20 protein-coding genes and 1 pseudogene are annotated in these 18,063 nt (G+C 70.4%); 8 read left to right on the forward strand and 13 right to left on the reverse strand.

Annotated features, from left to right (window positions below; all coding sequences use genetic code 11):
- Positions 1-356 (reverse strand): hypothetical protein (locus GSF22_RS15985; RefSeq protein ID WP_208814378.1); only part of this gene is annotated, 356 nt, incomplete at its 3' end.
- Positions 357-624: 268 nt separating this feature from the next.
- Between GSF22_RS15985 and GSF22_RS15990 the strand changes: the two genes are divergently transcribed.
- From GSF22_RS15990 to GSF22_RS16000, 3 genes are read left to right on the forward strand one after another with little or no spacing between them, the layout of a single operon-like run.
- On the forward strand, positions 625-1,749 hold the full coding sequence (locus GSF22_RS15990; protein ID WP_208814379.1) for an FtsX-like permease family protein: 1,125 nt from the start codon (positions 625-627) through the stop codon (positions 1,747-1,749).
- A complete protein-coding gene (locus GSF22_RS15995; protein ID WP_208814380.1) occupies positions 1,746-2,429 on the forward strand; it encodes an ABC transporter ATP-binding protein in 684 nt (227 codons plus the stop codon). Before GSF22_RS15990 ends, GSF22_RS15995 begins: the two co-directional genes overlap by 4 nt.
- A 20-nt stretch (positions 2,430-2,449) precedes the next feature.
- Positions 2,450-3,034 (forward strand): TetR/AcrR family transcriptional regulator, encoded by a 585-nt coding sequence (locus tag GSF22_RS16000; RefSeq protein ID WP_208814381.1) that lies wholly within the window; start codon positions 2,450-2,452, stop codon positions 3,032-3,034.
- A gap of 178 nt (positions 3,035-3,212) precedes the next feature.
- Here the strand turns inward: GSF22_RS16000 and GSF22_RS16005 are convergent, their stop codons facing one another.
- The gene (locus GSF22_RS16005; RefSeq protein ID WP_208814382.1) at positions 3,213-4,877 is read right to left on the reverse strand and encodes a hypothetical protein; all 1,665 of its coding nucleotides are present in this window, start codon (positions 4,875-4,877) and stop codon (positions 3,213-3,215) included.
- 455 nt (positions 4,878-5,332) lie between these two features.
- On the opposite strand from GSF22_RS16005, the gene GSF22_RS16010 reads away from it, so the two are divergent.
- Entirely contained in the window at positions 5,333-6,736 is a 1,404-nt protein-coding gene (locus GSF22_RS16010; protein ID WP_208814383.1) for an alpha/beta hydrolase, read from the forward strand.
- A 153-nt stretch (positions 6,737-6,889) separates the two neighbouring features.
- On the opposite strand, the gene GSF22_RS16015 is transcribed toward GSF22_RS16010, so the two are convergent.
- The gene (locus GSF22_RS16015) at positions 6,890-7,324 is read right to left on the reverse strand and encodes a glutaredoxin domain-containing protein (RefSeq protein ID WP_208814384.1); all 435 of its coding nucleotides are present in this window, start codon (positions 7,322-7,324) and stop codon (positions 6,890-6,892) included.
- 63 nt (positions 7,325-7,387) lie between these two features.
- Between GSF22_RS16015 and GSF22_RS16020 the strand changes: the two genes are divergently transcribed.
- On the forward strand, positions 7,388-7,873 hold the full coding sequence (locus tag GSF22_RS16020) for a hypothetical protein (protein WP_208814385.1): 486 nt from the start codon (positions 7,388-7,390) through the stop codon (positions 7,871-7,873).
- 297 nt (positions 7,874-8,170) lie between these two features.
- Here GSF22_RS16020 and GSF22_RS34785 read toward each other — a convergent pair.
- From GSF22_RS34785 to GSF22_RS16050, 6 genes and pseudogenes are all read right to left on the reverse strand, one after another.
- Positions 8,171-8,422: pseudogene (locus tag GSF22_RS34785) on the reverse strand (MerR family transcriptional regulator); the annotation flags it as partial.
- A complete protein-coding gene (locus GSF22_RS16030) occupies positions 8,419-8,646 on the reverse strand; it encodes a hypothetical protein (RefSeq protein WP_208814386.1) in 228 nt (75 codons plus the stop codon). The gene GSF22_RS16030 and the pseudogene GSF22_RS34785, both read right to left, overlap by 4 nt.
- Before the next feature lie 99 nt (positions 8,647-8,745).
- Entirely contained in the window at positions 8,746-10,869 is a 2,124-nt protein-coding gene (locus GSF22_RS16035) for a cellulose binding domain-containing protein (protein ID WP_208814387.1), read from the reverse strand.
- 252 nt (positions 10,870-11,121) lie between these two features.
- Positions 11,122-11,733, reverse strand: coding sequence for a dihydrofolate reductase family protein (locus GSF22_RS16040; RefSeq protein ID WP_307804032.1), 612 nt, complete (start codon positions 11,731-11,733; stop codon positions 11,122-11,124).
- Positions 11,730-12,242, reverse strand: a complete 513-nt coding sequence (locus GSF22_RS16045; protein ID WP_208814388.1) for an SRPBCC family protein — start codon at positions 12,240-12,242, stop codon at positions 11,730-11,732. Before GSF22_RS16045 ends, GSF22_RS16040 begins: the two co-directional genes overlap by 4 nt.
- A 3-nt stretch (positions 12,243-12,245) precedes the next feature.
- Entirely contained in the window at positions 12,246-12,590 is a 345-nt protein-coding gene (locus tag GSF22_RS16050) for an ArsR/SmtB family transcription factor (protein WP_208814389.1), read from the reverse strand.
- 101 nt (positions 12,591-12,691) lie between these two features.
- Here GSF22_RS16050 and GSF22_RS16055 point away from each other — a divergent pair, with 101 nt between their 5' ends.
- Positions 12,692-13,156 (forward strand): hypothetical protein, encoded by a 465-nt coding sequence (locus tag GSF22_RS16055; RefSeq protein ID WP_208814390.1) that lies wholly within the window; start codon positions 12,692-12,694, stop codon positions 13,154-13,156.
- Positions 13,153-13,488, forward strand: coding sequence for a cupin domain-containing protein (locus GSF22_RS16060; protein ID WP_208814391.1), 336 nt, complete (start codon positions 13,153-13,155; stop codon positions 13,486-13,488). The genes GSF22_RS16055 and GSF22_RS16060 overlap by 4 nt, the downstream gene beginning before the upstream one ends.
- 10 nt (positions 13,489-13,498) lie before the next feature.
- Here GSF22_RS16060 and GSF22_RS16065 read toward each other — a convergent pair whose 3' ends face one another.
- Both GSF22_RS16065 and GSF22_RS16070 read right to left on the reverse strand, forming a co-directional pair.
- Positions 13,499-14,347 (reverse strand): TIGR04222 domain-containing membrane protein, encoded by an 849-nt coding sequence (locus tag GSF22_RS16065; protein WP_208814392.1) that lies wholly within the window; start codon positions 14,345-14,347, stop codon positions 13,499-13,501.
- Between the two features lie 54 nt (positions 14,348-14,401).
- Positions 14,402-15,001: a hypothetical protein gene (locus GSF22_RS16070; RefSeq protein WP_208814393.1), complete on the reverse strand. Its 600-nt coding sequence runs from the start codon at positions 14,999-15,001 to the stop codon at positions 14,402-14,404.
- 216 nt (positions 15,002-15,217) lie between these two features.
- Between GSF22_RS16070 and GSF22_RS16075 the strand changes: the two genes are divergently transcribed.
- Positions 15,218-15,982 (forward strand): M23 family metallopeptidase, encoded by a 765-nt coding sequence (locus tag GSF22_RS16075; protein WP_208814394.1) that lies wholly within the window; start codon positions 15,218-15,220, stop codon positions 15,980-15,982.
- 137 nt (positions 15,983-16,119) lie between these two features.
- Here the strand turns inward: GSF22_RS16075 and GSF22_RS16080 are convergent, their stop codons facing one another.
- Together GSF22_RS16080 and GSF22_RS16085 are read right to left on the reverse strand one after the other, a co-directional pair.
- On the reverse strand, positions 16,120-16,443 hold the full coding sequence (locus GSF22_RS16080) for a protease inhibitor I42 family protein (protein WP_208814395.1): 324 nt from the start codon (positions 16,441-16,443) through the stop codon (positions 16,120-16,122).
- Between the two features lie 28 nt (positions 16,444-16,471).
- Positions 16,472-17,434 carry a C1 family peptidase gene (locus GSF22_RS16085; RefSeq protein ID WP_208814396.1) on the reverse strand — a complete coding sequence of 321 codons (963 nt, stop codon included), beginning with the start codon at positions 17,432-17,434 and terminating at the stop codon, positions 16,472-16,474.
- Positions 17,435-18,063 lie beyond the last annotated feature (629 nt).

Consider the following 18,063-nt stretch of genomic DNA (forward strand, 5'->3'; position numbering starts at 1 on the left):
ACTGCGGGCCCGGTCGCCGAGACCAGCAGTCCCCGCGCGGCGAGGCTGTCCAGCACCGCCCGGGCCTGCGGGTGGGCGGGCGGTGGCGCCGGGGAGGCGAGCGCGGCGGTGACCACCGTCGAGGCGTACCGACCGAGGGCGACGAACCGGTCGGTGTTCAGGTCGAGGGCGACCAGTTCACCGTCGCAGTCGGCCCAGTGCACGCCGGGCGCGGGCCGGACCGGTTGGTCGGGGTGCAGCTCACGGCCGGGCGGCACCGGGCGCAACCCGGTCGGCGGTGGGCCGGCGGGGCATTCCACCAGGTGCAGGGGGTCGTCGAGGTCGAACTGTCCGGGCCAGGAGGAACCGCTGTTCACACCATCTCCGCTCACGTCGACCCCGCTCGACCTGGGTGACTCGATCATCAACCGGTGCTTCGCGAACGTCGATATTCATAACACCCGGCATGACCCACGGCAAGATCCGCACCACCTGCGGTGATCGCGCGCCCACCGCCGCATTGGACGACCGGAGCCGCCGACATCTCCGGCGAACCCGGGGCGGCTGCGTTTTACCGACAGGCCGTCGGTATCCTTGCCGACGTCGCGTCGGAAAAACCAGCCGACGCCTCCCCGAGGAGGACGGATGTTTCTTGCGCTGCGCGAGCTACGCTTCGCGCGCTCCCGGTTCACCCTGATGGGCAGCGTGGTCGCCCTGATCGCGGTCCTGATGGTGCTGCTGTCCGGACTGTCGTCCGGCCTGGTCAACGACGGCGTCTCCGGGTTGCAGCGACTGCCGGTGACCGCGTTCGCCTTCGACGCCGGCACCAAGCTCGACTCCGCCTTCTCCCGCAGCGTCGTGGACGCCGACCAGGTCGCCCGGTGGCGTGAACAGCCCGGCGTGCAGGACGCCGCACCGTTCGGCACCATGCTGGTCAACACCCGCAGCAACCGGGGCGTACCGATCGACCTCGCCCTTTTCGGCGTCGAACCGGGCTCCTTCCTGACCCCGACGGCCGCCGAAGGCTCCGGCCTGGGCGCCCCGGACGGCCTCGTGGTCTCGCGGACGGCCCTGGACGCCGGCCTGCGCATCGGCGACGTGCTGACCGTCGACCGGATCGGTACCCGACTGACCGTGGTGGGCGTCACCGCCGACCAGCACACCTTCGGTCACGTCGACGTGGCGTACCTGCCGCTGGCCGCCTGGCGACGGCTGCACGCCGGGGTCGGCCCGGGTGAGGAGCTGCGCACGCAGCAGGCCGACCAGGCGACCGCGGTCGCGATCCGGGGCGACGGCACCATCGACCTCGCCGCAGGCGACGCCGCCGCCGGCACGTCGGCCGTGACCAAGGAGACGTCGTACGGCGCCTCGCCCGGCTACACCGCCGAAACCTCGACGCTGACCCTCATCCAGGTCTTCCTGTACGCCATCTCGGCCCTGGTCGTCGGCGCGTTCTTCACGGTCTGGACGATCAACCGCCGGCACGAGCTGGCCGTACTGCGCGCCATGGGTGCCGCCCGGCGGTACCTGCTGCGCGACGGCCTCGTGCAGGCGTTGGTGATCCTGACCGCCTCGATCGCCGTGGGGGTGGCGGGCGGGGCGGGCTTCGGCGGGCTGATGGGCGGTACCGGAGTGCCGTTCGCCCTCGAAGCACCCGCCGTGACCTTCGCCAGCCTGCTGCTGGTCCTGCTCGGCCTGTTCGGTGCCGCCACCGCCATCGTCCGCGTCGCCGCCATCGACCCGCTCGCCGCCCTGGGAGGACAGCGATGACCACCACGGAACGTACCGGGCTGGTGCTGTCCGGCGTGACCCTGCGCCTCGGCGACGGCGACTCCGTGGTCACCGCCCTGGACCACGTGGACCTGACGGTGGCCCCCGGAGAACTGGTCGCCGTGGTCGGCCCGTCCGGTGCCGGCAAGTCCAGCCTGCTCGCGGTCGCCGGCGCGCTGACCATCCCCGACGAGGGTACGGTCACCATCGACGGCCAGGACATCGCCACCATGAGCAGCAGGGCACGGGCCGCCTACCGGCGTGACCACATCGGTTTCGTGTTCCAGAGCGGCAACCTGCTGCCGGCGCTCACCGCCCTGGACCAGCTCCGGTTGGTCGGTACCCTCAGCCGACGGCGCGCCGACGACCGGGACCCTGCCCAACTGCTCGCGGACGTCGGCATGGCACACCGGGCCGACCGGCGCCCCCACCAGCTCTCCGGTGGTGAGCGGCAGCGGATCGGCATCGCGCGGGCACTGGTGGGACGCCCGTCGCTGCTCCTCGTGGACGAGCCCACCGCCGCACTGGACCGGGCCCGCAGTCACGAGGTGGTGCAACTGCTGGCCAAGGAGACGAAGCAGACGGCCGTCGCCACCGTCATGGTGACCCACGACCATGATGTGCTGGAGCACTGTGACCGGGTGGTTGAGATGATTGACGGGCGGTTGTCCGCCGGTTGACCGACGTGAGAGGAGGGCCGGTGCCACGCATCAACGCGCCGACGGTTGCCCAGCACCGGGCCGAACGGCACCGGGCCCTCCTCGACGCCGCCCGCGCGCTGCTCGCCGAGGATCCGCGCCACACCCCCACCCTCGCCGCCGTGGCGGCCCGTGCCGGGGTGGCGCGTTCCTCGGTGTACGAGTACTTCCGCTCCGGCAACGACCTGCTGCTGGCACTGGTCAACGAGGTGCTGCCGAACTGGTCCCGGCAGGTCACCGGCGCGATGGCCGCCGCCGGCAGCCCGGGTGAGCAGGTCCTGGCGTACGTCTCGACGAACCTGCGTCTGGTCGCCGAGGGTGAGCACGCCCTGGCCGCCGCGCTGATCGAGTCCGTACCGGGTGAGCAGGTCGACGCCAGCACCCGGCAGATGCACGAGCAGATGAGCACCCCACTGGTGGCCGCCCTGCGCGAGCTGGGCCTGCCCGACCCGGCCAGTACGGCCGGGCTGATCAGCTCGGTGGTCTACACCGCCAGCCGGATGATCGAGGCGGGCGCGGACGCCGCCGCCACCGAGGAGCGGGTCCGCGAACTGCTCGGCCCCTTCCTACTCGGCCGGAGCACCTGACTCGGGGCTTTCCTGACACGTGGGCGACAGCCCGATTGACGATGGCGCCCTGTCGAGCTGCTCCATCTGTGCTGTCAGGTTGCGCGCCCGCGCTACGCCGCACTGGCCGCACCCGTACCCCTCAGCGCTCCCACATCCGCATCCGTCGCGAGACGCCGAGCATCTCCGGCACTTCCTGTCACACGGTTGGTCGGGCCCGCTCCAGGGCGGCCTCGGCGCGATGTTCACTGCCCGCCTCGATGGCAACGTGGCTCCGCCGTCGAAGCTCTTCGCGTTCGACGTCCGGTATGTTCATCGACTCGGCGAGCACGGCGGCAAGCGCGTCCACCTGGGTGTTCTCGATGTCGACCTGGAAGTGCCATCGGATGTTCTCGTCGCGCGTGATGAGGTCGATTGCCGAGCGTGAGCTTTTGTCCTGGCTGGTCGCTGACCGGACGTATCGCACCCGTTCTACCGGGATTTCCTGATGGATCTCACCCTGCTCGAGGAAGGTGTTCGTCTTGGCCGTGATGATGCGGCGGTCGGTGACGGCGACAAGTGTCTTTGCCGTCACCTTGTCCCGCACTGCTGCCAGCTTTTCCATCGCCCCGTTGAAAATCGAAGAAATCGGGTCGGAAGCATCGGGCTGATCGGCGAAGCCGAGGACGCGGAGGGTTTCACCGTCTTCGAGGAACCATCGCAGAATGCGGAGGTACGGTCCGAGGTCCAGCGATTCGGGTGCGCAGGCGGCGTCCGGCACCTCCAGCGGAGGGCCTGGCGGGTGGAGAGCATCGGCAAGCGGTTGAATCGCCTCCAGCAGACCGGCGGCGGTCTGGCGGGCTGCGGTCGAGTCCTTCCGCTTGCTCGACAGCGGCAGTGTGCCACGTCCGGGAAGCTCGACGATGATGCGTAGCTCCCGGGTCAGCGAGTCGACGAGGCTGGTCGCCTCGGGGAGAGCGGAGTCGAGCGCGGTACGGGTGTCGCGCGCGATGACGTCAACGAGCCGGGCCTCGTCAGCGTCTTCGGCTCCAACGGCTCTGGCCCGCGCGGCGTGCAGTGCCTGATGTCCGGTCCATGCCTTGAGGGAGGAGAGCAGGGCGTGCGCGTCGAAGATGATCGCCTCGGCGTTCGTCTCCAGATATGCACGGCGGCCCTGCGTGGCGTGACGGATCTGCCGGACGTGGTTGCTGACGTTCAGCCGGTACAGCTCAAGCTGCTTACGCAACGACGCCTCATGACCCGCGATGCTGTTCCACAAGGAGGTGGGTACCGACTCGATCTCTCGCGCTCGGTCGATGGCGCGATCGATGCTGGCGACGAGCGCCGTCAGTTCGGCCCACTGCTCGTGGCGGATGGTCGTGAGTACCTGGCTGGTCAGCGCGATGTTGGTCCTCGTGAGGCTGGTGACCTCACTGAGCTGCATTTGAAGGGCGATCATGGCCAGCGCCGGCCCGATCGTGGCGGCAAGCTGCGCCGCACCCACCGCATCCACCGGAATGAGGCGGGCCTGACCGACTATCTTGCCGTTGGCGAAGATCGCTCCGAGGTTCGCGCCGTCCTTGACCGCGAGCGTTCCGCCCGCCTTCAGCAGGGCCTGAGTCGTGCTGCTGAGCCGGTAGAGCCCCTGTGCGCTGGCGAATACGTTTCCGAGGTTGCCGGCTACGGTCGCCGTATTGCCGATCGAGGCGAGAAATGTGGAGATCTGCGTACGGTCAGCGGCCGGTACGAGCCCAAAGTCCATCAATTCGAGTTTGAGTACCGCCGGGACCTCACCGAAGACGACAGCAACTCCTGGCAGCACCTCCGCCAGGACCGTCGATGCCGTCGTCGGGTCGAGGTCCGAGTCGGGTGTCGGGTTGTCCACAACGGGCGAGTCGACGGTTCTGCGCTGACCGTCCTCCTCAGACGGGGCGCTCTCCGTCGAGTCCGAAGGGTCTTGCATTCGATCTCCCTCCCGTGCCGGCGCGCAACGGCCATACGTCGTCGGCGCTCGATGCCGGAGAGTGTACGGCTCGACGCCCTGAGTTCAGACGCCGCCGCGAGTAGAACAAGGTTCACTCGCGAACAATCGTGCTGCACACCCTCCCCTGGCCCCGCCCTCGTACCACATGAGGTGTCGCTTCTGCCGCGCTCCGGGAGCAGCGGCTACGGAAACGCCGCCCCTCATCGCGGCCACTCGCGGTGGCCGCCCGAGTCCCGGGCCACCGGCCATCCCCACATCAGGTCCCCGAATCAGTGAGGCGATGCCGAAACGGGGCCGCAGACGCTTTTTCCGGTTGATGCTGGAATCTCACCCAAATCCCTCGATCGGAGGTCGTTGTGGTACCACGCGCATCGAAATTTCCCGAACCGGCCCGTACGGCAGGCCATCCGTCGGAAGACTCCCACACGTCGCTCGGGCAGCTCAGACGAAGAACCGGGCGGGGGCGCCGGTTCTGGCGGGGCGTCCTCGGTCTCGGTCTCGGCGTCGTCGCCGTCCTCACCCTGTCCGGCGCGGGCACGGCCGGTGGCGCGCTCGCGCACGGCGACGCCGGGCGGACCGGCTTCTACCAGAGCCCGAGCCGGTGGGAGCTGGAGAACACGCCCGTCGGCGGGGTGTTCGCCACCGAGCCGATGCCGGTCACCGAACCGGTCCGGGAGGCCAGCTCCCAGGCGCTGCGGATCAAGTACCGCTCGGAGGGAATCCACGGGACACCCATCGCGGTGACGGGTTCCCTGATGCTTCCGCGCGGCGTGGCCCCGAAACAGGGGTGGCCGGTCATCGCATGGGGGCACGGGACCACCGGGATCGGTCCGGAGTGCGCACCTTCGCGGGACCCCGAACTGGGAAGTTACGACAGCTTAATCGCGCATTTCCTGCGGGCCGGGTACGCGGTCGTCGCCACCGACTATGCGGGACTGGGCCTCTCGGGAAAATTGCACAACTTTCTCCAGAAATACACGCTTGCCCGTTCTATGATCGACAGCGTCCTGGCGGCGCGTAACGTCTCGCCGGAAGTGGGACGGCGCTGGTTCGCGGCCGGCCACTCGGAAGGCGGACTACCGACTCTCGGCGTAGGCGAGATCGGTCAGCAGCGAGCGCCGGAACTGGAACTCCTCGGTATCGTCCCGATGTCCATCGCCAGCGGTGCTTCGACGGCAGGAAACGATGCCCTGGCCGCCGCGCGGCCACCGTTCACGGCGGCGACGCTCGCCTCGGCGGTGTTTCTGGCCTACACGGCGGTGGCTGCGGTCGAGTTCGCACCGGAGAGCATCCGGTACACCGATCTGCTCTCGCCGGAACTCGCGGCGCAGCTGCCGGCCCTGGAACGGCTCTGCCTCGACGAAGCCATCGAGTATCTCGCAAACCTGGACCCGCCCCTCCAGCGTCTGGCCAACCCCGACTGGACACGTAACCAGACGTTGTTGCGCTGGATGCGCAGTATCGCTCCCGTGCAGCAGCATATCGACGTACCGATCCTGCTGGCCAGCGGCGGCAGGGACACCATTGCCGCCCCGTCAGGGGTCAACCTGCTGCTCGCGGAGCTCTGCTCCTTCGGTGACGTCGTGGAGCACCGCGAATATCCCGAGGCGACCCACGTCACCATCATCTACGTCGCACCAGCTGACATCGTCACCTGGCTGAACGCACGGCTGAGGGGCGTACCTGCCCGTCAGGAGTGCCAGCCGCTCGTCGATGTCGACGATCTCACGCCCAGGGACAGCGGCATGCACGGGAAGTGACCCGCTGCGGTCCTCCCGTGCCGCGTCCGCCGGTACCGGTGAGCGGTATACCGAAGCGGTGTGAACATGCCGCAGCGGTATACCGCTCACCGGCGAGGTCACCATTGCCAGCCGGCTGACCGTCGACGCGGTGCCCCGCCGGTAACCCGGCGGTCAGCCCTGGTGCAGCAGGGTACGCAGCCGCTCGGGTTCCGGGTTGACGTACGACTGCCCGGCCAGCACCACCGTCGGCACGGTCTCGTTGCCGCCGGTGATCGCCCGCACGGCGGCGGCACCGGCCGGATCGCGCCAGATATCGACCCAGTGCAGGCGGCGGGCGTCGCGACCCAACCGGATACGCAGTTCCAGGCAGTACCGGCAGCCCGGTCGCCAGTACACGACGGCCCGGCCGTCACGGGCACTGCGCTGCGCGGCGTCGGCGGCGCTGACGTGGCGGGGGAACGCCGCCGGGGAGAGTAGGGCGGCCAGCCCGAGGGCCGCCACCAGTGCGACGATGCCGGCCACCGGGGAGGTGTCGACGTAGAACTCCCTGGCCAGGAGGAGGCCGCACACCACCACGATTCCCGTCAGGCCCCACCGGCGCAGCATGAGCCAGACCGTACCGCACCGGGCCGGCGGTCCGGACGGCACCGGTGGGTCCATCATGGAGTGATGCAGCCTGCGGAGGCACTGGCCCGGATGCGTGCGGCCACCGCGTTGTGGGGCGTCGGGTACGTCAACGCGTCCGACGTCGTGGTGGCCGCGTGCGACCTGCTGGTCGCCGGCTTCGACGGCCCGCACCTGGGCATGCTCGCCGGAGTATCCGCCGGCCAGGCCGACGAGGAGGTGCCCCGGTTCGTCGAGGGTGCCCTGCGCGAGGTCGACCTCGACCACCACCGACCGGGGAGCCTGGCAGGCAACGAGGCAGCACTTCGCATCCTCGCCGCACGCGTCGTGGCGGGGGACATGACGCCGAGGGAGCTGACCGGCTGGGCATGGCGCACCTTCGGTCACGGTTCCTCTGCGCTCGCCGAGCGGCTGGTGGAGTTGGAGGACGTCTACGAGACGTACGGCGATCTGGTGTCCGACGAGGTCGACGCGATGATCGTCGCGGCGGCACGCCGGGTGGCGGCGGCCGGCTCCGGGGCGGACCGGTAGGTCCGTCAGCCGGCGGTCCCGCACGCGCAGCTGCCCCCGGCGCAGCCGCGCCGGTGCCGGCGGGTGGCCCACCACCAGGGAGACGGGCAGTACCCGCCGGACATGGTCGACGAGAGTGGGCATCAGGAGTCCTTCCGGGCGAGGTCGGTGAACGGGATCGGGCAGCACGCGGTGCCCGCACAGGTGAGCAGGTCGTCGCAGCCGGCGTCGGCGGCCGACCGGAGGGTGGCCGCGATGATCTAGGTCGGCGATCCTGGTCTCCACCTCGGCGAGTTTGTCGCGTATCCGGGTACGGAGTCCCGGGTCGGGGCGGCCGCCGTGGCGGCGCCGGCCGGCATCGAGCAGGTCGGCGATCTCGGCCAGGGTGAAACCCAACCGCTGCGCCGCTTTGATCACCCGCAGCAGGACCACCGTCTGGTCCGGGTAGAGCCGGTGCCCGCCCAGGCTGCGTTCCGGTTCGGCGAGCAGTCCGCGCCGTTCGTGGTACCGCAGGGTCTGGAGGTTCACGCCGGCCGCCGTGGCGACCTGGCTGCTGCGCAGGCCGCTCACCGTCGCAGCCCTGCGGTCGCCTGCGCGGCGAGCCCGTCGAGGACCGCGACGTGCCGGTCCGGTACCCGCACCTCCAGCCGGAGTGCCTCGGCGGAGTGCGTGAAGGAGAAGGTGAAAAACGAGCAGCAGGAGGTTTCCCGCTGGGTCAGGTCGCGGGCGGTCCGCTCGGCGGTCGGGTCGAGGTCCCAGACGGATGCAAGCCCGCTCCACGGTCGATCTTGCACTTGCGGCCCACTTTTTGTCTCTTTCGTGAGAAATATCGGGGCCACAAGTGCAAGATCGCCCGTGGTTTGGGGCGGGTCAACCTCTCCGGTGGCGGGTGGTCACCGGGTGGTGCAGGGGACGCCGTTCAGGGTGAACGCGGTGGGCAGCACGTTCGGACCGCTGTACGCGCCGACGAAACCGGCGCTGGTGCTGCCCCCGCCGCCGGGGATCTGCCGGTTGTCGTCGGTGTTGGTGACCCGGACGGTGGTGCCGGTCTGTGCCCAGTTGGCGCTCCAGCCGCTGCTCACCTGCTGCCAGGTGGTCGGCCAGGTGTAGGTGAGGGTCCAGCCGCTGACCGGGTCGGGTCCGTTGTTGACGATGTCGATGGTGCCGACGTACCCGTTGCCCCAGTCGGTGCCCTTGGTGAAGCGGACGCTGCACCTGCTGTCGGTCGGGCTGCCGGTGGTGAAGGTGAGCGGCGGTGAGGACCAGGAGACCCGGCCGGCGGCGTCCCGGGTGAGCACGTTGACGGTGTACCGGCTGCCGGGGTCGAGGTTGCCGACGGTGTACGAGGTGCCGGTGGTCTCGCCGAGCTGTTCGCTGACCGCCCCGTGCTGCCGGTACACCTCGTACTTGGCGACGGGGTCGGCACCGGCGGTGCCGGCGGGCCAGGAGATGGTGGCGGTGCGGTCGGTGACGGCGGCGACGGTGGGCTGGCCGGGGGCGCCGGGCTGCCCGGTGGTGGCCCCGGCCGGCCGCAGTACCAGGGTGGTCAGCGAGTACGGCGGCAGGGTCCGGCTGGTGGCGCTGCCCGACTGGCTGGTGGTGATGGCGGTGGCACCGTTGGTGTGGGTGTGCACGGTCGGCGCGGCGGTCGACGGGGTGAAGCCGGCGTAGTCGATGGCGACCGGGTACGAGTTGTCCGAGTCCTTGTTCACCAGCAGCACGGCGACCTCGCCGTTGGCGCGCCGGACGGCGTGTGCGGTGACCAGCGGCTGGTCGGTGCCGGCGCGGACGAACTGGTCGCCGGTGCGGGCGAAACGGCTCAGCATGGTCAGCCCGTGGTAGGCGGCGAACGGCGTGTTCAGTGGTGGTTCGCAGATCGTGCCGTCGGAGGTGCAGCCGCCGCTGGAGAGCATGCCGTAGTCGCCGTAGTCGGTGTGGCCGGCGATCGTCGACACGGTGCCGATACCGTTGTGCACGTTCCACCACTGGACGGTGAAGACACCCTGTTCCAGCAGGTCGCTGTAGGCGTCGGCGAGGAACAGCGCGCCCGGTTGGGTGGTGGTGCCCTGTCCGACGTTCAGCTCGGTGAAGCTGATGCCGATCCGGGCGGCGTCCGGCCCGGCGTACCGGTCGATCTGCTGCCGCAGCAGGTAGGCGGCGTCGTCGATGTGGCTGGTACGGGCCAGTGACTCGGCGGCGGTGCCGCCCGGGTACCAGTGCACGTCGACGAAGTCGATCTTCGGGCCGGCGATGGAGAGCACGGCCTGGTTCCAGGGGCCCGGGTCGGTGCCGGCGGTGATCCCGTCCGGCCAGTTGCCCGGCATGGTCAGCACCGCGCCGACCTTGATGGTGGGGTCGACCGCCTTCATCGCGTCGGCGTAGTCGACGACCAGGTTGGCGTAGTAGGTGGCGCTCTTGTCGGGATGGTGGTCGGCCTCCCAGCCGGACCCGTAGTGGCCGTTGCCGTAGTTCTCGTTACCGACCGTCCAGTACTTCGCGCCGTAGCCCTTGGTGACGTTGGCGTAGTGCACCCACTCGGCGGCCTCCTCGGGGGTACCGGTGCCGTAGTTCGCGATGATCATCGGCTGGGCGCCGACCCGGCGGGCCGCCGCCATGAAGGTGTCGAAGTCGGTGTTCGGGGCGACGTAGCCACCGGGGGCGGTGTGGGTCTTCCAGTGGTAGATGTCGGCGTACGAGCCGCCCGGGTAGCGCAGCATCTGCACGCCGGCGGCACGCAGCAGGTCCGACGTCTCGTTGGTGCCGAGGTTCTGGTCCCAGATGGCGTGGTTGACGCCGAGGGCGGTCTCCGGCACGGTCGCCAGTCCGGCCCTCAGGTTCACCGTCACGCTCACCGGGTCGCTCGCCGCCGCCCGTACCGTCGGTGGGTCGACGGCGGCGAGCACCCCGGTGGCGAGCAGCAGGCTCGCGGCGAGTGCCGTCCAGCGGCCCCGGGCGGGGCGTACGGGCGGCGACAGCGGGATGGGATTCTCGTACCCGTACCTGCGCGGGTTCTGCATGTGGAGTTCCTTCGTTCTCACGAAAGGGACTCGCCCTGCCGGTGACGGGTGGGAGGTGCGTCGGGGCGGCGGGCGGACCCATGGACGGACTGTCCCGGGTGCTCCCGTGGCACACGTCGCCGCACCTCCGGAGACCGTGGTCGGTCCCGGTTGCCCAGGTGGACGGTGATCAGCCCCGCGCGCGAGCTATCGACGACAAAGAATCTCACGACGGTCGTGGGAAGTTCAAGCCGGCGCCCACCGGGGCGGTGCTCAGTCCAACGCGAACGAACCGGTGACGAGTTCCCCCGCCGGCTGGTACGTGCCGATCACGACCCCGGTGGTGGAGACCCTGCTGTCGACGAGTTTCAGTCCGGCGGGAACGGCGCCGTCACCGAACAGCCGTTTGCCGGACCCGACGACGACCGGGAAGATCATCAGCCGGTACTCGTCGACGAGGTGGTGGCGGATCAGGGTCTGGAGCAGGTTGGCGCTGCCGTGCACCTGCAACTCCGGCCCGTCGGCCTGCTTGAGTGCCGCGACGCCCTCGGCCACGTCCCCGTCGATCAGCACCGAGTTACGCCATTCGAGGGTGGGACGACCGCGCGAGGCGACGTACTTGGTGGCGTCGTTCAACGGTTTGGCGCCCTCGTCGTCGGGGACCCGGGGCCAGTGCGCGGCGAAGATGTCGTAGGTGCGGCGGCCGAGGACGAGATCGAAGGGCCGGCCCATCGACTCGCCCATGAACTCGCCCATCACGTCGTCCCAGTAGGTCACCGACCAGCCGCCGTGGGCGAAGCCGGAGTCGTCGTCCTCCCCCGGCCCGCCGGGGGCCTGCATGACCCCGTCGAGGGTCAGGAAGGTACTGGCGATCAGCCTCCTCACGATTCCGTCCCCTTCCGGACCTCCTGGCGTGCCAGCAGGGCGTCGATCTGGCCCATCGCCTCCCGCATGCCCTCCGCCATGCCCATGGCCACGAGCTGCTCCATCCGGTCGGTGCTGGCGAACGCGGCGACCGTGGTCATGCGGGTGCCGGACTCGACCGGCTCGATGGTCACGGTCATCCGGATCGGGTCGTCGGCGTCCACCGGTTCGCCGTTCTCGTCGGAGAATCCGTCCTCGAACTCCAGCCGGTGGGGGGCGTCGATGGCGGTGATGGTCCACCAGCCGCGCGCCTTCTCCCCCTCGGGTCCGGTCATGTGGTAGCGGGACTGCCCTCCGACGACGAACTCGTGCCGATCGAAGGTGGCCGGCCAGGTGGGCGGCCCCCACCACCGTTCGAGTTGACGTGGGTCCTGCCAGACCTGCCAGACGCGGTCGACGCTGGCGGCGAACTCGGCGACGAAGGTGAGCGTCAACGCCTGTTCGTCCCGGTGGGTGCTGACCACGGCCATGGTTCAGTGTCCTTCCTGATCCTCGGCGAGGATCTGTTCGATGCTGTGGGTGCGGTGTCGCCAGAGCTGTTCGTACGCGTCGAGCAACCGGGTCGCCCGACGCAGGACGGTCAGGTCGGCGCGTACGCGTTGTTCCCTTCCGTGCCTCTCCTTGGTAACGAGCGCGGCGCGTTCCAGCACCGCCACGTGTTTCTGCACCGCCGCGAGACTCATCGGGTAGAGCCGCGCGAGCGCGGACACGGACTGCTCCTGGCGGATCACCCGGGCGATGATGTCGCGCCGGGTGGCGTCGGCCAGGGCGTGGAAGATGCGGTCGGCTTCCGTCCCGCCCAGCTCATCTACAACCATTTGGTTGTAGATTAGTGGCCACCGAGCCGCGAGGCAAGCCACGCCCTCGGGCGTGTTCGCCCGGCACGGGTGTCCCCCCGCCACGGACGTAGGATGCGTCGGTGGCGGCAGGCACCCTGGGGTACAGCATCGGCAACGAGCACGATCCCGGCGACCCGTGGGGTCGCAGCGAACTGGCCGTCGGAGCCGACGGTCACGCCCGGCTGACACAGCACTTCTCCCGTACCCGCACGGTCGGGGCGTGGACCGGTCAGGTGGACGCCGACGCCCTGGCCACCCTGTGGGCGACGCTGGACCGGGCCGGCTTCCCGGCCGTGCCGGCGGCACCACCACCGGTACCCGGCGCGACCCTGCGACGGTTGACCGTCGAACGGGACGGCACACCGCACCGGGCAGTCGTGGCCGGCCGGGTGCCGACCGGGTACGCCGAGACGTTCGACCTGCTCGACGGGATCATCCGCCAACTGAGCGACGGCGCCGTGCCGTACCCGTCGACACAGCCGGCGATCGTGCGGGACGTCGTACCGGTACCGGCGCCCGCCACCCCCGACGGGAGGCTCGGATGATCGTGGGCAGCGTCGACGGTACGCCGCCCGACGGCAAGGGCTGGTTCGTCGGGCCATGGAACTCGTCGGTGCCGGTGGCCGTGGGATGGGCCGATCGCGGCGTCGACCAGCCCCACCGGCACGACGGGATGTGCGAGATCTACCTGGTGGCCCGGGGTTGGAGCATCGCGGTCGTCGACGGCCTGGAGGTGCCCCTCGCCGCCGGGTCGATGCTGGTGGTGGAGCCGGGCGAGACGCACACCTTCCAGGCCAGCTCGCCGGACTACCTGCACTTCGTGGTGCAGGCGCCGTTCGTCCCCGGGGACCGGGTGGCGACCGTCGAGGGCGACTGAGCAGCCGCAGTCAGCCCCGGGCGTCGACCGGGCCGGTGTCGCCCGACCGGGACGACGCCGTCGACGGCACGTCCTTCCCGAACGGCGCCGGCTGGACGTCCTCGATCTGCAACGCCGCCGCGAAGACCGGGTCCGTCGCCAACGGACCACGCGGACCGCGTAACGCCACCGCGCGGCTCAGCTCCGCCGCCGGGACGGTCGACCAGTCCCGGCTCCCCCCGAAGCGTTCCCGGGCCTTCCGCAGCGCCCGGCGGGCGGCGCGGGTGGTCGCCGGTGGCTGCGCCAACAGCCAGCCGGCCAGCACGGTCGCGGTCACCGACAACAGCAGCCCCACCGTCGGGGCCGGCCGGGACGGCGTGTCGTCGGCGAGGGCGACCGCGAGCAGGACCGCCGCGACGGCGGCAACCAGGAACAACGGTACGGTGGCCAGGGCGATGGCGCGCCGCCCGGCGGGCGACAGCAGGTAGCCGTACCGGATCATCCGCTGCCCGGTGCGGTGCAGCTCGCGGCGTACCTCGTGGTCCCGGCGGACCTGCGACCAGGTCTGCCCACCCCGCAGCGCCGAGTACAGGGCCGAAGTCAACGGTGGTGGGCTCTGCGGTGCCCGGCCCACCGACCGCAGCGTGGCCAGCGGGCCGGTCTCGATCAGGCCGGCCCGGTGCAGCCAGGCCAGACCGGCACGGCAGGCCAGGTCGGCGCCGCCGGACAGGTACGCCAGCTCGAACGTGGACAGTGGTGCCCGGTTCGGCCGCCCGGCGTTGACGAGGTACCGCAGCAGCGCGGTCGCCGCCACGAGCGGCGGGACGACCAGCGCGTACCAGGTGAAGAGACCGGTGACATCGAGGGACCGCAGGAACATGTCGTCCAGTGTGGTCGGGTCGCCCGCGCGACGGTACCCGGTATGCGGTGGACCTCACCCCGGCGGCGCCACCAGTTCCTTCCTGAGTCCGGCGATGTCGCCGGTCCGGTCCCGGTCGGAGCGGGACACGACGAACAGCTGACCGACGCTGTCCCGGTCCGCCCAGAGGCACACGGTGACGTGGTAGCCGCTCTTCTGCGCGGCACCGCACCGGACCTCACCGCCCAGCGGGCCCGGATCCACCGGGCGGACGTCGGTCACCATCGTCTGCTGGGTGAAGAGCCAGTCCACCAGTCCGGCCGGGTCCGCGATCGAACCCGTCACGCCGCTGACCGCGATCGTGTCCTCCGTCTCCGACCGGCCGCCGTAGGCCCAGGCGACCGCGCTGGTGACACCCGGCACCATCTGTTTGAGCGCACCCATGGTCTTGGTCGGTGGCGCCAACAGGCCACGGTCCCGGGACTTGGGCAGCCCGCCGAGGGTCTCCGGGGTGATCAGCCGCAGGGTCGACGGGGTGGGGCCGGCGGTCGCCCGCGCCGGCGGTTCGGTGGATCCGGCCGGGCAGCCGGCCGCGAGTACGGCGACCGTGGCGAGCATGACCGGAAACAGGACGATTCGGCGGGTACGCCCGACGGACGGCTGGCGAACTGGCACGGTGCTCTCCGGTGATCGCGGAACGACGGCGGGCAGCGAAGCGTCGACGTCCAGGTCGGACCGCGGCGCTGGTACCCGTCGCTGACCGTACGCGTCGACCACTAGCCAAGATTAATCAGCTCGGGTAGATATATGGATGGCCTGGCCGCGACGCCCAGCTGTGCGACACCCCGATGGACGCCGGTGTGGCCCCGGGCGCGACGAGAGGCGGCAACCATGGCGACGACCGAGCCCGAGCGCTGCTGCGGCACCGAGGGTGCGGCAGCGGCCGTGCGGCGCCGGGACCTGCTACGGGGTACGGCGGCAGCGGCGACCGGTGTGGCGCTCGGTGGCCTGCTCCCGTCGGCGCCCGCGCTCGCGGCACCGGTGATCTACAACCCGTTCGCCGCCTACCCGATCACCGACGACTGGCAGGAGCACCTCGCGCGCGGATCACTCGGGGGCATCGACTTCGCGATGCCGGTCGGCACCGCCCTGCCGGCCTGCGGCGCCGGCACGGTCTGGAACACCCCGGACAACGGTACGGGCGGCCACACCGTCACCATCAACCACGTCGACGGGTACCGCAGCCAGTACCTGCACCTGTCCCAGTTCGTGCTGGCGAACGGGACCTCCGTACCGTCGGGCGCCATCGTCGGCAGGTCCGGCGGCGCGGCCGGCGCCCCGGGCTCCGGCTCTTCGACCGGGCCGCACCTGCACTGGCACATGATCGATCCGGCGGGTAACCGGATCAACCCGCTGACCTACGTCAGCCCCAGCCCACCGCCGCCACTCGACCTGTGGAAGGACGACATGAAGCTGATCCAGTCCACCAACCGGGGCATCGCCCTGGTCGGCCCCGGCTACTTCCGGCAGTTGCGTACCGACGAGGAGGTGTACGCGGCGGTGGCGCTGGTGGGCAACCCGATCGTCGGCAACGACCGGCAGTTCGACCTGTGGCGCAGCATCGCCTTCGACGGTCAGGTCAAGGCCCCTTCCTGACCGTCGAAGGGCGACCCGCCGGGCAGGTGCGCCTCCGAGATCGGATGTCGGCGGACGGACATCGTCCGGTGCTCTGCGGTTCCCGTCACCCGTCCCGCGACCGCCGGGCCTCAGCCACCGGCGGTGGTCGGGTGCGGTCAACCGGTGCCGACCTGCACGAGCAGCGTCCGCTCCTCGAGCGGCGTCGACTCCCACGGGCGCGACAGTGCCAGCGTCACCCGGGCCGTACCGGGGGACCCGGCGCGGCTGCGGAGGCGGAACTCGCGTTCGCCCCCGCCGCCGGCGGTCGACCGGTCACGGCCCGTCAGCTGCTCCGCCTCGACGGTCAGCACCTCCGGGTCACTGACCGAGACCGACCAGACGAAACCGGTGGTCGGGTTCTCCGGCAGCCGTACCACCACGACGTCACCGGGGTCGACCCGTACCGGCCGCTCCGTCCGGCCCACTTCCACGACTGCCACGAGCCGCTCCTCCCCCACGTCCGGAGAATCAGCCCAGGAAGGCCCGGCGCGCTTCCGCTCCGACCGGAACGAGCTGGTTGAGCCGTACGCCCTGCACCTCACAGGTGTGCCACTGTTCGATACCGCACTCCCCGTAGGCGATCCTGAAGAAGCCTCCGTCACCCCAGTTGGTCCCCCAGGAGTTCTTGCCGATCCAGCAGCCCTGGACGTCGTCGTAGCCGATCAGGGTGACGCAGTGACCGCCCGCCAGCTCGCCGGACAGGTGCCGGTAGACGCCGGTACGGTAGGCGTAGAAGTCCTGGTACACGTACATGCAGGCAACGATGGAGCCGTACAGGGCGAGAGCCCGTTTCATCGATGCCGGGTTTCCGCTGACGTCCTGCCACTGGGTGACGACGGCCCGGCTGTTCTGCCAGTTCGGGTCCAGGCCGGTGCAGTTCTGGTCGCCTGCGGTGTAGGGGTAGCACTCCTCGGTGGTGACCCCCTTGTCGCAACAGGCCCCAAGGGCCGGCTCGGGCAGCCAGCCGGACCGGCAGTGCCTGCCGTCGGCCCGGCCGTGGCAGTAGAACAGGTGCGCCTCGGAGAGGTCCACGACGAGATTCGGGTCCCGCTGGCTGTAACGCAGCACGTGTTCCATCGTGGCGGCCACCCCGAAGGCCACGCAGGATCCGCAGTTGCCCTGGTCCCGGATCGGGGTGCTGTAGTTGATCCCACCCACGTCACGCAGGTCGAAGCTCGTCGGCGCACCGAACGCGGAGGCCAGCGCCGCGCGGGCGAGGAAGTTCGCCGACTCGCGGCCCGCGTCGATCTGCGCGGGGTCGAAGTCGGGTGGCACCGGAACACCCAGACGGATCACCCGCTCCGCCTCGGTCAGCGCCGTGACGGAGGTTTCCGCCATCCGCCAGGAGGCCCGCTCGCGTTCCAGTGTCGACCGCAGCGCAGCGAGATCGACCGGCGGATTGAGCTCACGTCCCGTTTCCCCGTACGTCATGCCGTCCTCCTTGTCGTTTCTGCGGCGAACCGTCTCCGGTCTTTTTCCGCGAAAGCCGGTCGGGCCGCAGAAGAACACGTCGATCCACGAAGGCCGGCCTCAGCCTAGGACCCGGAAATGTCTGCGGGATCCTTTCCCGCGAATTGTCGGCGCCGTGTTCGGAGGGCCGGAACAACCGTGATCGCAGATCCGGTCGGGCCCGTCCGGCCGGCTCTACGGGTTTTCTCCCACGATGCCTGCGGAAGCGCGATGTCGGCCCACACGTCGGCAAACATGCTGTTCAAGGCGTTGTTCGCCCGGTGCGCTCACCGGGTCCACCTGCTCCGGTGGGACCGTACGGGGGCGAAGAGCCGGGATTTCCGGGTCGGAAACAGGCCGGGGCAGAAACGGTTTTCCGCCGATCGGACGCGAAGCCCGCCGCGGTTGCCGTACCCGGCCCTAGCATCGGTTTCGGGGCCGAGCCGGAGGGGGAGAAAAATGGCGGACGAACGGATGACCCCTGCGGGGGACGGTCACCTGACGGGCGGCCCGTTCCCGATGGGCATGTCGGGTGGTTCCGGTGCGACGATGGGCGGCCCTGCCGGCTCGTCCGTCTCCCCGATGGACGCCCGGCCGGGCGTCCATCGGGG

Origin of the sequence: Micromonospora echinofusca, from assembly GCF_017614955.1 — a bacterium.
In the GTDB taxonomy this organism is placed as follows: domain Bacteria; phylum Actinomycetota; class Actinomycetes; order Mycobacteriales; family Micromonosporaceae; genus Micromonospora; species Micromonospora echinofusca_A.

What these genes read in the sequence shown, in the direction of transcription:
- GSF22_RS15990 (WP_208814379.1), top strand. Translation starts at nt 625, where the DNA reads ATGTTTCTTGCGCTGCGCGAGCTACGCTTCGCGCGCTCCCGGTTCACC.
- GSF22_RS15995 (WP_208814380.1), top strand. Translation starts at nt 1,746, where the DNA reads ATGACCACCACGGAACGTACCGGGCTGGTGCTGTCCGGCGTGACCCTG.
- GSF22_RS16015 (WP_208814384.1), bottom strand. Translation starts at nt 7,324, where the DNA reads ATGCTGCGCCGGTGGGGCCTGACGGGAATCGTGGTGGTGTGCGGCCTC.
- GSF22_RS16020 (WP_208814385.1), top strand. Translation starts at nt 7,388, where the DNA reads ATGCAGCCTGCGGAGGCACTGGCCCGGATGCGTGCGGCCACCGCGTTG.
- GSF22_RS16035 (WP_208814387.1), bottom strand. Translation starts at nt 10,869, where the DNA reads ATGCAGAACCCGCGCAGGTACGGGTACGAGAATCCCATCCCGCTGTCG.
- GSF22_RS16045 (WP_208814388.1), bottom strand. Translation starts at nt 12,242, where the DNA reads ATGGCCGTGGTCAGCACCCACCGGGACGAACAGGCGTTGACGCTCACC.
- GSF22_RS16050 (WP_208814389.1), bottom strand. Translation starts at nt 12,590, where the DNA reads ATGGTTGTAGATGAGCTGGGCGGGACGGAAGCCGACCGCATCTTCCAC.
- GSF22_RS16060 (WP_208814391.1), top strand. Translation starts at nt 13,153, where the DNA reads ATGATCGTGGGCAGCGTCGACGGTACGCCGCCCGACGGCAAGGGCTGG.
- GSF22_RS16065 (WP_208814392.1), bottom strand. Translation starts at nt 14,347, where the DNA reads ATGTTCCTGCGGTCCCTCGATGTCACCGGTCTCTTCACCTGGTACGCG.
- GSF22_RS16075 (WP_208814394.1), top strand. Translation starts at nt 15,218, where the DNA reads ATGGCGACGACCGAGCCCGAGCGCTGCTGCGGCACCGAGGGTGCGGCA.
- GSF22_RS16085 (WP_208814396.1), bottom strand. Translation starts at nt 17,434, where the DNA reads ATGACGTACGGGGAAACGGGACGTGAGCTCAATCCGCCGGTCGATCTC.